Below are 11,189 nucleotides of genomic sequence, written 5' to 3'. Positions count from 1 at the left end.
GCGGGTGGCCGACATCCTTATCACCGGCTGTTCGGGCGGCGGCAAGTCGACGCTGCTCGATGAACTGGACCGTCGCGGCTACACTGTCGTACACGAACCCGGCCGTCGGCTGATCGGGGCGGGCATCACACCATGGGGCGATTTGCGCGGTTTTCTCACTGCCGCCGCCGACATGGCCCGCGCCGATCTCGGCTGGCACGAGCATGTGGCGCGCCCAGTATTCTACGATCGCGGCCTGATCGACGCGCTTGCCGGACTGGAGCGGGACGGAGGGCCGACAGTCTCGGAGGCGCTAGGGGCGGATCGTCCCTATGCATGTGGGGTGTTTCTCGCACCGCCATGGCCCCAAATCTATGCGCAGGACTCGATGCGGCGGCACGATTTCGAAGCCGCCGTCGTCGAATATGAGCATCTGGCATTGCTGCTTCCGGCACTCGGTTACGAGCCCGTCGAGCTACCACTCGTCAGCGTCGGCGAGCGCGCCGATTTCGTGCTGGCAAATCTACCTGCATAGCTGAGGTACACGCTCGGCCAGCGCGGCAAGAAAGGCGGCGCTCTCATCGATTCGCAAGGAGATACGGCGGACCCGCTGCTCGGCGCCAAATAGCGGGCGCACTGTCAGTTCGCGATCCAACTCCAGCATCGCATTGGGCCAGGAAAGCACCGCATGGTTGAGCGTGTCGGCCGCCTTCACCTGTTCGGCACCGAAGCTGGGCACGATGGCCGCAATCGCATCGTAGGGCACCAACAGGTCCACCATCACGCCGCTGCGTACGCGCAGGCCCTGCTCGGTCACCAGCACCGGGTGGATGCGAAAGCCTTGCGCCAGGCCGACGATCCACAAACTGCCGGCGATGCCGAGTCCGAACCAGATCCACGCGACGGTCGCATTCCACTGTATGAGGAGGAAATGTATCACCGCCAGCTCGATCGCTTGTAGCGCGAGGAAAACATAGATCATCGGCAGCAAGAAGCGGTGATAGGCGAAACCTTGCGCACCTGCCGGAATGTCCTGTTCGCGTCGCCAGCCCCAAAGCGCGAGCCGCATGATGCGCGATTCGGCGCTCATGAAGCGGACGAGCTTGGGCGGCAGGACAATCGCGGCGGCATCCTCGATCGAGGCACCGCCAGCCAGCGCGCGGACGACCAGCGCGCCGCTCCACGCCACGAACAGCGCCAGTGTCAACGCGGCAGCAGCGAGTAGCGGAGGCATGGCGTAAATCGCCTCTCGCACCGGCGCGGCAGCACCGATCAGCACGATCACGCTCGCCGCCGCGCCCGCGCCCAGCATCGCGCGCAGGCCGGCCTTGCGGTCCTCGGCCTTAGCAATGGTTGCCAGCAGCAGGCTGTCGGCGACGATCCACGCGAACAACAGCGCGGCGACTACGGCATTGGCCGCCGCCCAGTCGGTAAAGGTCATCGCGCGCGCGAGCGCTATGGCAAGCAAGGGGAGGAGGACCGGCGCGAGGCGGATCAGGCGGGCGGGGAGCTGCCGTTCCATGTCGCTTGCCTACACGTTTCCCCATGTCAGGCGAAACGCTTACCCGGCACCGCCTGTTGCGTGCGGCGCATCACCCTTGCGTGCGGCCCCGCGCCTGCACTGCCGCCCGGCGCGCCTCTACCTCCTCCGCGCTGACCGCGCTGTTCTTTGCAGAAGAAAGCTTGTGCTCGATCGCAAGCCCCTCGCCGAAGCTCGCCGCATAGCCTTCGTCGATCAGCGCCTTGTATTGCGTGAGGAAAGCCGGGTCGATGCTCGCCATGTCGGCGGCGATGCGGCGTGCCTCGGGCAGCAGCTCGTCGGGCGCGACCACGCGGTTGACGAGCCCCCAGCGCTCGGCCGTTTCGGCGTCGAGGAAATTGCCGGTAAAGCTCAATTCCTTCGCGCGGCTGATGCCGATCATGCGGCTGAGCTTTTGCGACAAGCCCCAGCCCGGCACGATCCCGACCCGCGCATGGGTATCGGCGAACCGCGCGTTAGTGCTGGCGATCAGCACGTCGCAGGCGAGCGCGACCTCGAAGCCGCCGGTAATCGCCACGCCATTGATGGCCCCGATCACCGGCTTGCGGCAGACCTCGATCGCCTTGACCGGGTTTTCGTCCGCGCCCTCGGCATTGGCAGCGCCCAGCGCGCCCGCTTCGCTGCCGAGTTCCTTGAGGTCGAGGCCTGCGGTAAAGGCGCGCTCCCCCGCACCGGTCAGGATTACCGCGCACACTTCGTCATCGGCGTCGAGACCGGTCATCACCTCGTAGAGCCGGTGGCGCAGCGCCTTCGACAGCGCATTCATCGCTTCTGGACGGTTGAGAGTGACGGTCGCGACACCGTCGGCGATTTCGGTGAGGATGAGATCGGTCATGCCGTGCAGCCTAGCGGATAGGTTGCAGCTTGCAATCGGCCCGTCACTCGCGTTGAGTGTGCGCGAGAGAAACGAGAGGAGACGCGCAGATGGCATTCCAACCCTTCGACCTCACCGGCAAGGTGGCCGTGGTGACCGGCGGCAATGGCGGCATCGGCCTTGGTATGGCCGAAGGGCTCGCCGCGGCCGGGGCGGATGTCGCCATCTGGGGCCGCAACGAATCAAAGAACGCCTCCGCTCTTGAGCGGCTCAAAGCGCATGGCACGCGCGTCGAGGCGCTGGAGGTCGACGTGTCCGACGAGCAGGCGGTGGTCGATGCCATGGCGGAAAGCCTTTCGCGCCTTGGCCGGATCGACACCTGCATCGCCAATGCCGGGGTGGGCGGCGGTGCCCCGCTCACCGAGCAGACCACCGAGCAGTGGCGCAAGGTCACCACGATAAATCTGGACGCCGTTTTCTGGACCTTCCGCGAAGCCTCGAAGCACATGGTCGAACGCGCGGAGAACGGCGAGAAGGGCGGTTCGCTGTTGGTCACCTCCAGCGTGTCGGCCATTCACGGCGCGCCGCAGAACCAGGCCTATGCCGCGACCAAGGCCGGGGTGCTGGCGATGGTGCGCGGTACGGCCGTAGAGCTCGCCCGCCACGGCATTCGCGCCAACGCAGTCCTGCCCGGCTGGATCGCCACTGAAATGACCGAGCGCCTGCAAAACTGGGACGCCTTCAACGAAAAGGCCATTGGCCGCGTCCCCATGCGCCGTTGGGGCGAAGGCGAGGATTTCGCCGGCATCGCCGTCTATTTCGCGTCAGATGCCAGCAGGTTCCACACCGGCGATTCGGTGGTAATCGACGGGGGCTATTCGATTTTCTAAACGGCCTGCCGAAAGCTACAGCCGCCAGTCGATAGCGCCGCGATCTCGGCTTTCGAGAAACGCATTGGTCCGGCTGAAGGGCTTCGACCCGAAGAAGCCGCGATAGGCGGAGAGCGGGCTGGGGTGCGGGCTCTCGATCACGAGGTGCATCCCATCGCGCAGGCCGGGGATGTGTTTGGCCTTGGCCTGCGCATGGCTGCCCCAGAGGACGAAGACGCTCGGAGTCTGACGCGCCGCGACTGCTGACACGCAGGCATCGGTGATGGCGTCCCACCCGCGCCCGGCATGGCTGCCCGCCTGACCCGCCTCGACCGTCAGCGTATTGTTGAGCAGCAGCACGCCTTGCCGTGCCCAGGCCGAGAGATCGCCATGCGTGGGCCGCGCAATGCCGAGATCGCTTTCCAGCTCCTTGTAGATATTCACGAGGCTCGGCGGCAGTTTCACGCCTTCCGGCACGGCGAAACACAGGCCCATCGCCTGCCCCGGACCGTGGTAAGGGTCTTGCCCGAGAATGACCACCTTCACCGCATCGAGCGGAGTGAGCTCCAGCGCCCTGAGACGACAACCGCGTGCGGGGTAGATCGTCTTGCCAGCGTCCTCCTCGGCGCGCAGCCACCCCCCAAGTCGTCGCGCTTCCTCGCTATCGAGGACCGGCTCGAGCGCCGGTTTCCAGCTGTCGGGAATGGTTTCTGCCAAGGCCATCGTCCTGCGGGATCGAGCGAAGCGGCGAGACGTGGACGTTGCCGCCCCGCCACTTCGCTCTCAACCGAAAGGGATAGAGACAGGCGCACCGATGAACCAGCACCCCTTCCCAGCAATCCCCAATCGGCCTAAGGCTCCGGCCCATGGCAGTGCATTTCCACGAAGAAGACCTCCCCGCAGGCGTGCTCGCCGATGGCCCGGTAGCCGTCGATACCGAAACGATGGGCCTGATTACCAAGCGCGACCGGCTGTGCCTGGTGCAGATCAGCGATGGCCAGGGCGACGAGCATCTCGTCCGCTTCGGGCCGGAGAGCAATTACGATGCGCCCAATCTCAAGGCGGTGCTGGGCGACCAGAACCGGCTCAAGCTCTACCATTTCGCGCGCTTCGACCTCGCGGCGATCGAGCATTACCTCGGCGTGATGGCCGCGCCCTGCTATTGCACCAAGATCGCCAGCAAGCTGGTGCGTACCTATACCGACCGGCACGGGCTCAAGAACCTGGTCGACGAATTGCTAGGCGAGAGCATGTCGAAGGTGCAGCAAAGCTCCGACTGGGGCGGGCCGGACATCAACGAGGCACAGCGCGAATATGCGGCGAGCGACGTCCGATTCCTCCACCGCATGCGCGAGGAACTGAACCGGCGCCTGGAGCGCGAAGGGCGGATGGACATGGCGCAGGCCTGTTTCGATTTCCTGCCCACCCGCGCCCGCCTCGACATCGCCGGCTGGGCCGATCACGACATCTTCAGCCACGCGTAAGGAGCGAGAGGGCAAGCCCGCGCCATGGTGTTCCGGCAACGCAGGATCGAAACGGACGATGCGAAGGCGCTGCGGGGCCGGCGGCAGGACTGGGCCGAGCCCGGCGGGTCGCACGACAAGCTCGTGGGTTTCCTGGCCAAGGCACTGCCGATGGCGGTGGGCGTGCTCGCGGCCTTCATGGTCATCACGCCGCTGAGCCCGCGCGGCGAGATCAGCTTCCTGCTCGACCGGGACAAGGTCGCGGTGATCGACGAGCGCTTGCGGGTCGATAATGCACTCTATCGCGGCGAGGACAATGACGGACGACCGTTCTCGCTTACCGCGGGCGAGGCAGTGCAGCGGTCGAGCGCGGAGGGCATCGTGCGAATGAATGATCTGGTCGCCCGGTTGCTGCTGAACGACGGGCCCGCGCGCGTCTCTGCCAATGGCGGGCAATATGAACTCGACGATCAGATCGTGTCGGTGAACGGGCCGCTGCTGATGGTGGCTGCCGATGGCTATCGCATGGTGGCGCGCGGCGTTTCGGTGAACCTTGCGGAGAAGACCGTGACCGGCGAAGGCGGTGTCGAGGGAGCCATTCCTGCAGGGACCTTCAGCGGCAATCGCCTCGATGCAGATCTCGAAGCGCGTACCATTTCCCTGTCCGGCAATGCGCGCTTGCGCATGGTGCCCGGAGAGCTGAGAATGCCGAATTGAGGATACCTGAGATGACCAAGCTCGTTCCCACCATGGCCCGCTGGGGCATCGCCGGTTTTGTGGCCACGCTTGCTGCCGTCGGCGGGATGCAATTGCAGGCGCAGGCGATCGCTGGGCACAATTCCAACGCGCCCGTTTCCTATGCCGCCGACCGGATCGAGTTGCAGGACCGGCAGAACCGCGTGGTGCTGTCGGGTAACGTCCGCATCACGCAGGCCGGACTGACGCTCAACGCCGGTCGCACCATCGTCAATTATTCGGACGCGGGCAGCCTCCAGATCCAGCGTATCATGGCCACCGGCGGCGTCGATGTGCAGCGCGGCAACGAGCGGGCACGCGGCGACACGGCGGTCTACGACTTCAACCGGCGGATCATCACCATGGCCGGCAACGTCCGCCTCAATCGCGGCGGCGACACGCTGAACGGCGGACGACTGGTGATCGATCTTGCGAGCGGCGTCTCCAGCGTGGACGGCAGCGCGAGCGGCTCGTCTTCGGTCACCGGGCAAAGCTCGACCACATCGGGCGGCCGCGTGACCGGGACCTTCTCCGTCCCCGAAAACTGAGGGGCGGCCCATGAAGGGGCTGCCGATCGATCTCCTGCTGACCGAGCTGGTCGGAAGCCGACCGCTCGACGATGAACGCTGGCGCGACCTGTTGGCGACCGACTGGGAAGCGCTCGACCGCTTGGCGGACGACCATCGCTGCCGCCCGGCGCTCCACCGGCTGCGCGGCGGGGAGCAGATAATCCCGCAAAGCATTCGCGCGGGATGGGTCGAAAGCTTCCGCGCCTCGACGCTGGCAGCGCTTGCCAAGCGTGCAGAACTGGTCCGCATTGCACGCGATCTGGCTGAGGCGAGGATCCCCATGGCCGCGCTGAAGGGGGCTTGGCTGGCTTGGGAGGTCTATCCCGAACCCGGACTGCGGCCCTTGCGCGATCTCGACATTCTCGTCCCTCCGGACCGCGCGCTGGAGGCCCGTACCCGGCTGCTCGACCTCGGCTATAAGCAATGCGAGGAGACCGCGCTGCCGCTGGAGGAATGGGCGGCGCGCTACAAGCACTTGCCCGCGGTAATTTCACCCGAGGGACATGTGGTCGAAATCCACACGCGGCTGTGGGACGACGACGGGCGCATGCCACCGCAACCCATCGGCCTGCTCGAGCGGCGTATCGAGAGCGCAGCCATGCCGGGTCTGTTCGTGCTCTCCCCAATAGACAATGTGATGCATCTGGCGGTCCATGCCGCATTCCACCGCTTCGACGGCGGCCCCCTGATGCTGCTGGATTTCGCGATGCTGGCCGAGAAGGCCAACGCGCTGGACCTGCCCGCCCTGTGGGATCGCGCCGCTCGCGAGGGTTGGGACCGCCATGCGGCGCTTTGCGTCCACGCCGCCGATCGGTGGACGCAGTCCGGAACGGCGGAGGCACTCGCATGTCCCGTCACGGTGCCGGAGGAGATGCTATCCGACGTGCCGACCTTGATCGGAAAACCGCTCGACGCTCGCGAGAGCGACATTGCTGCAGCCAAGCTGACCCGCAGGGACATCGGCGTCGGCAAGAAACTGCGCCGCGTTCTGGCTCGGCGCGAGCGTTACGACAGCCTGTCGGAGTACGGCCGCTGGGTCGGGGGCGAAGTCCGCAACACCTTCGCCAAGCGCGCAACACCCGGCGATCGCATGCGACACGATGCCATCGCCCGGCTCGACGACTGGCTCCGCGCCTAGCGCCGTCCCGCGCCGGCCAGCTGGGCGATACTGGTAAGACCCTGCGCCAGCAGCAACTCGGCAGCCTGGCTGTTGGTCAGCAAATCGCGATGCATCTTGGTGAGGCCGTGGGTCAGTCGGTCGAGCCGCCCCTTGCCGCGCCAGCGCGAAACCTGCTGGCCGATCTCTCGGTCCTCCTTCCAGAAGATACCCAGCCGCGCCTTCTCGCCCTTGTCGAGATCGCCATAGCCGCGCGCGCCCAGCGCTGCCGCGATCCGCGCCAGCTGCGCCGCGCGCCGCTCGAACGCCAGCAGCACCCCCACAGGGTTGAGGCCAAGCTGCTTCATCCGCGCAATCTCCGGGGCGACCTTGGCGCTCTGTCCGCCCATCACCGCGTTGACGAGCGGCATGAAGCCGTCCTCCTCGCTAACCGCGCCGACCGCGTCGAGGTCTTCGGCGGTCGCGGGTTTCGGGCTCTGCGGGCTGGCGTCGAGATAGGTGGCGAGCTTGGTGACTTCGCTCTGCGCCAGCCGCACATCGAGATTGGCCCCGCGCGCCACGCGCTCCGCCAGGTCGCCGCCAAGCCGCACGCCCGCCGCATCGCCCATCGCGCGAACGCTCTGCGAAACCGAGCGCAAATCGGGAGGATAGAACAGCGCCACGATCGCATCCCTGCGCTTTTCCAGCAGCTTGGCGGTGCGCGACTTGTCGGTGGCGGAGGTGGCGACGACAATGACCGGGCACGCCTCGCCTGCGCCCATGTCGCCGGTTTCGAGCAGCGTTTTCAAAGCATCATGCGCCTCGTCGCCGCTGGCCCTGACCCAGATGTGGCGCTTGTCGCCGAATAGCGAGGTAGAGCGTGCTTCATCGCCCAACCGCGCAGGATCACCGCGCAGGTCGGCGCCGCTCATTTCAACCCGCTCGCCCGGTTCGGGTAGCCAGCTGGCAAGGTCGCTGGCCGCCGCGCTCGCCCCGGCCTCGTCCTGGCCGCAGAAAAAGAACACGCCGCAGTCCTGCGCCGCATTGCGGCCTTTGGCGGCGAAGTCCTTGCTGGTGAGCTTCACGATTCCCCGCGCAGCGTCAGCGCCACGCGCGTCACGATCCGCTGCGCCACATCCTCGGCCAGATTTTCGAGCGCGGTCTGCTCGGCGGCGATGGTGGCATATTCGCTGGAGACGACGTCGATCCCCGCATCCGATCCTGCGGTCGCGTCGAGCACGATCTCGCCGGTTGCAAGATCGATCAGCTGGTAGCGCGCACGCAGCGTGCGGCGCTCACGGCTGACGGTGTCGTCGCGCAGGATGGCGAGGCCTTCGAGCTGGTCGTCGAGCCGCACGTCGAGGCGATATTGCGGGCTGGCTGCGCCTGCCGCGCCAAGCCGGTCGTTGAGCGCATTGCGGACCAGCCAGCCGGCCTGCCCCTCGATCGGCGCGACATCGACCGCAGCAAGTCCGCGCGCCACCGCGCCATCGCCGCCGCCCGCATACATGGGCGAGAGGCCGCAAGCGGTCAGGAGCAGGGCAGAAAGGGAGGCGAGAAGCGCGCGCATCACGTGACGATATTCACCAATCTGTCGGGCACGACAATGACCTTGCGGATTTCGGCCCCGTCGATCGAACGCTGCACCTTTTCAGATGCCAGCGCCATCGCTTCGAGATCCTCCTTCGCCGCGCCTTTCGGAGCGGTGAGCGTATCGCGCAGCTTGCCCTTGTGCTGGATCGCAATGGTGACCTCGTCCTCGATTAGCAGCGCCGGATCGACTTCGGGCCAGGGCGCGTCGGCGACGAGGCCGTCCATACCCATGCCCGCCCAGGCTTCCTCGGCAAGGTGCGGCATCATCGGCGCGACCAGCTGGACCAGCGTGCGGATCGCAGCGGAGCGACTGGCAGATGGTGCGGCCTTCTCGACCGTGCCGGTAAGTTCATAAATGCGCGCGACCGCCTTGTTGAACCCCAGCGCCTCGATGTCGTCCGCGACGGCAGCCACAGTCTGGTGCGTCTTGCGGTCGAGCGCCTTGTCCTCGCCCTGCGCGCCGGCGTCATGCGCCGCGAACAGCCGCCACAGGCGGTGCACGAAGCGGCTGCAACCCTCGATCCCCGCTTCCGACCAAGGCAGGTCGCGCTCGGGCGGGCTGTCGGAGAGCATGAACCAGCGCACTGCGTCTGCGCCGTAGCTGTCGATGATGGTGTCGGGGTCGACGACGTTCTTCTTCGACTTCGACATCTTGATGACGCGGCCGATCTCGACCGGCAGGCCGCTCGATTTTTCGAACACCTTTCCGTCACGGCGCTCCACCTCTTCAGGAGAAACATAGTAGCTGCGAGGCGCGATCGTCTGACCTTCGTCGTCCGGGATAAACACTCGGTAGGTCTCGTGCGTGACCATGCCTTGCGTGAACAGCGAGGCGAATGGCTCCTTCACTTCGATCTGCCCCATATGGGCGAGCGCGCGGGTCCAGAAGCGGGCATAGAGCAGATGCAGGATCGCGTGCTCGATGCCGCCGATATACTGCTCGACCGGCAGCCACTTGGCGACTTCTTCCGCATCGAACGGCCTGTCCGCGGGCTGGCTGGCGAAACGCAGGAAATACCAGCTCGAATCCACGAAGGTGTCGAGCGTGTCGGTTTCCCTCTCCGCTCTGCCGCCGCATTTCGGGCAGTCGACATGCTTCCACGTCTCGTGGCGGACAAGCGGATTGCCGGGCGTCTGGAAGTCGACGTCCTCGGGCAAGGTGATGGGAAGGCTGTCCTTGGGCGCGGGTACCACACCGCAGGCATCGCAGTGGATGAAGGGAATGGGAGTGCCCCAGTATCGCTGACGCGAGACGCCCCAGTCGCGCAGGCGCCAGACGGTCTTGCCTGTCCCCCGGCCATGCTCCTCGGTGCGGCGGATGACCTCGCGCTTGGCGTCTTCAACGCTCATGCCGTCAAGGAAATCCGAATTGACGATCACACCCTCGCCCGCCTCCGCCTCGCCGTCGAAAGACTTACCAGCCTCTTCGACGCTTGGGGCAACGACGCGCGGTATGGGCAGGCCGTATTTCGTCGCGAATTCGAAGTCGCGCTGATCGTGACCGGGCACCGCCATGATGGCACCGGTGCCGTAATCCATCAGCACGAAGTTCGCGATGTAGACCGGCAAATCCGCGCCGGTGAAGGGGTGCTTGGCCGTGATGCCGGTGTCGAAGCCGAGCTTTTCGGCGGTTTCGAGTTCGGCAGCCGTCGTGCCGCCGCGCTTGCACAGCGCGATGAACTCACGCGCTTCCTCGCTGTCGATCGCCTGCGCCACCGGATGGTCGGCGGCGACCGCGACGAAGCTCGCGCCGAAAATCGTGTCAGGGCGCGTGGTGTAGACCGGCAGCTTCTCGCCATTCGAGAGGTCGAAGCTGAATTCGAGCCCCTTCGACTTGCCGATCCAGTTTTCCTGCATCAGCCGGACCTTGTCGGGCCAGTTCTCGAGGCTCCCGAGACCCTCGAGCAATTCTTCGGCGAAGTCGGTGATCTTGAGGAACCACTGGTTCAGCTTGCGCTTCTCGACCTCCGCCCCGCTGCGCCAGCCCTTGCCGTCGATCACCTGCTCGTTGGCGAGCACGGTCATATCGACCGGGTCCCAGTTGACCTCGCTCTCCTTGCGATAGACGAGGCCCGCTTCGTAGAGATCGATGAACAGCGCCTGCTCGTGGCCGTAATAGTCCGGCTCGCAGGTCGCCAGCTCGCGGTTCCAGTCGAGCGCGAAGCCGAGGCGCTTAAGCTGCGCCTTCATATGCTCGATATTGTCGCGGGTCCAGCCGCCCGGGTGCACGCCCTTTTCCATTGCGGCGTTTTCCGCCGGCATGCCGAAGGCGTCCCAACCCATGGGGTGCAGCACCTCGTGCCCGGTCGCCTTCTTGTAGCGCGCCAGCACGTCGCCCATCGTGTAATTGCGCACGTGGCCGATATGGATGCGCCCGCTGGGATAGGGAAACATCTCCAGCACGTAGCTCTTGGGCTTGGGAGAATCGCTGTCGGCGCGGAAGGTCTGTGCCTTCTCCCACGCATTTTGCCAGCGCGCGTCGGCGCTGGCGGGATCGAAACGGGTATCGCTGCTCATGCGAGCGGCCTTAC

12 protein-coding genes are annotated in these 11,189 nt (G+C 65.9%); 6 read left to right on the top strand and 6 right to left on the bottom strand.

Annotated features, from left to right (window positions below):
- Nucleotides 1–4: 4 nt before the first annotated feature.
- Nucleotides 5–514 (top strand): AAA family ATPase, encoded by a 510-nt coding sequence (locus tag P8R33_RS11750; RefSeq protein ID WP_278329153.1) that lies wholly within the window; start codon nt 5–7, stop codon nt 512–514.
- Here the strand turns inward: P8R33_RS11750 and P8R33_RS11745 are convergent.
- Nucleotides 503–1,501, bottom strand: coding sequence for a hypothetical protein (locus P8R33_RS11745; RefSeq protein WP_278329152.1), 999 nt, complete (start codon nt 1,499–1,501; stop codon nt 503–505). The two genes, P8R33_RS11750 and P8R33_RS11745, sit on opposite strands and share 12 nt — an antisense overlap.
- A 70-nt stretch (nt 1,502–1,571) precedes the next feature.
- Complete coding sequence (locus P8R33_RS11740) at nt 1,572–2,354, bottom strand: enoyl-CoA hydratase (RefSeq protein WP_278329151.1); 783 nt, start codon at nt 2,352–2,354, stop codon at nt 1,572–1,574.
- An 89-nt stretch (nt 2,355–2,443) separates the two neighbouring features.
- Between P8R33_RS11740 and P8R33_RS11735 the strand changes: the two genes are divergently transcribed.
- Nucleotides 2,444–3,223: an SDR family NAD(P)-dependent oxidoreductase gene (locus P8R33_RS11735; protein ID WP_278329150.1), complete on the top strand. Its 780-nt coding sequence runs from the start codon at nt 2,444–2,446 to the stop codon at nt 3,221–3,223.
- A 15-nt stretch (nt 3,224–3,238) separates the two neighbouring features.
- On the opposite strand, the gene ung is transcribed toward P8R33_RS11735, so the two are convergent.
- Nucleotides 3,239–3,919: a uracil-DNA glycosylase gene (ung, locus tag P8R33_RS11730; protein ID WP_278329149.1), complete on the bottom strand. Its 681-nt coding sequence runs from the start codon at nt 3,917–3,919 to the stop codon at nt 3,239–3,241.
- A gap of 149 nt (nt 3,920–4,068) precedes the next feature.
- On the opposite strand from ung, the gene P8R33_RS11725 reads away from it, so the two are divergent.
- From P8R33_RS11725 to P8R33_RS11710, 4 genes are read left to right on the top strand one after another with little or no spacing between them, the layout of a single operon-like run.
- On the top strand, nt 4,069–4,686 hold the full coding sequence (locus P8R33_RS11725) for a ribonuclease D (RefSeq protein WP_278329148.1): 618 nt from the start codon (nt 4,069–4,071) through the stop codon (nt 4,684–4,686).
- A 24-nt stretch (nt 4,687–4,710) separates the two neighbouring features.
- Nucleotides 4,711–5,382, top strand: coding sequence for an LPS export ABC transporter periplasmic protein LptC (lptC, locus tag P8R33_RS11720; protein WP_278329147.1), 672 nt, complete (start codon nt 4,711–4,713; stop codon nt 5,380–5,382).
- 11 nt (nt 5,383–5,393) lie between these two features.
- On the top strand, nt 5,394–5,948 hold the full coding sequence (locus tag P8R33_RS11715) for an LptA/OstA family protein (protein ID WP_278329146.1): 555 nt from the start codon (nt 5,394–5,396) through the stop codon (nt 5,946–5,948).
- A 10-nt stretch (nt 5,949–5,958) separates the two neighbouring features.
- On the top strand, nt 5,959–7,107 hold the full coding sequence (locus P8R33_RS11710; RefSeq protein WP_278329145.1) for a nucleotidyltransferase domain-containing protein: 1,149 nt from the start codon (nt 5,959–5,961) through the stop codon (nt 7,105–7,107).
- Here the strand turns inward: P8R33_RS11710 and holA are convergent.
- From holA to leuS, 3 genes are read right to left on the bottom strand one after another with little or no spacing between them, the layout of a single operon-like run.
- Nucleotides 7,104–8,150: a DNA polymerase III subunit delta gene (gene holA / locus P8R33_RS11705; protein ID WP_278329144.1), complete on the bottom strand. Its 1,047-nt coding sequence runs from the start codon at nt 8,148–8,150 to the stop codon at nt 7,104–7,106. The two genes, P8R33_RS11710 and holA, sit on opposite strands and share 4 nt — an antisense overlap.
- On the bottom strand, nt 8,147–8,635 hold the full coding sequence (gene lptE / locus P8R33_RS11700) for an LPS assembly lipoprotein LptE (RefSeq protein WP_278329143.1): 489 nt from the start codon (nt 8,633–8,635) through the stop codon (nt 8,147–8,149). The genes holA and lptE overlap by 4 nt, the downstream gene beginning before the upstream one ends.
- A complete protein-coding gene (gene leuS / locus P8R33_RS11695; RefSeq protein ID WP_278329142.1) occupies nt 8,635–11,175 on the bottom strand; it encodes a leucine--tRNA ligase in 2,541 nt (846 codons plus the stop codon). The genes lptE and leuS overlap by 1 nt, the downstream gene beginning before the upstream one ends.
- Nucleotides 11,176–11,189 lie beyond the last annotated feature (14 nt).

It is taken from the genome of Qipengyuania flavescens (assembly GCF_029688735.1).
Taxonomy (GTDB): Bacteria; Pseudomonadota; Alphaproteobacteria; order Sphingomonadales; family Sphingomonadaceae; genus Qipengyuania.
The sequence above is the reverse complement of the archived record's forward strand: the minus strand, read 5'-3'. Positions and strand labels throughout refer to the sequence as shown.

Excerpts from the sequence above, each read along its gene's own strand:
- P8R33_RS11745 (WP_278329152.1), bottom strand. The coding sequence starts at position 1,501 with ATGGAACGGCAGCTCCCCGCCCGCCTGATCCGCCTCGCGCCGGTCCTC.
- P8R33_RS11740 (WP_278329151.1), bottom strand. The coding sequence starts at position 2,354 with ATGACCGATCTCATCCTCACCGAAATCGCCGACGGTGTCGCGACCGTC.
- P8R33_RS11735 (WP_278329150.1), top strand. The coding sequence starts at position 2,444 with ATGGCATTCCAACCCTTCGACCTCACCGGCAAGGTGGCCGTGGTGACC.
- P8R33_RS11725 (WP_278329148.1), top strand. The coding sequence starts at position 4,069 with ATGGCAGTGCATTTCCACGAAGAAGACCTCCCCGCAGGCGTGCTCGCC.
- lptC (WP_278329147.1), top strand. The coding sequence starts at position 4,711 with ATGGTGTTCCGGCAACGCAGGATCGAAACGGACGATGCGAAGGCGCTG.
- P8R33_RS11715 (WP_278329146.1), top strand. The coding sequence starts at position 5,394 with ATGACCAAGCTCGTTCCCACCATGGCCCGCTGGGGCATCGCCGGTTTT.
- P8R33_RS11710 (WP_278329145.1), top strand. The coding sequence starts at position 5,959 with ATGAAGGGGCTGCCGATCGATCTCCTGCTGACCGAGCTGGTCGGAAGC.
- lptE (WP_278329143.1), bottom strand. The coding sequence starts at position 8,635 with ATGCGCGCGCTTCTCGCCTCCCTTTCTGCCCTGCTCCTGACCGCTTGC.
- leuS (WP_278329142.1), bottom strand. The coding sequence starts at position 11,175 with ATGAGCAGCGATACCCGTTTCGATCCCGCCAGCGCCGACGCGCGCTGG.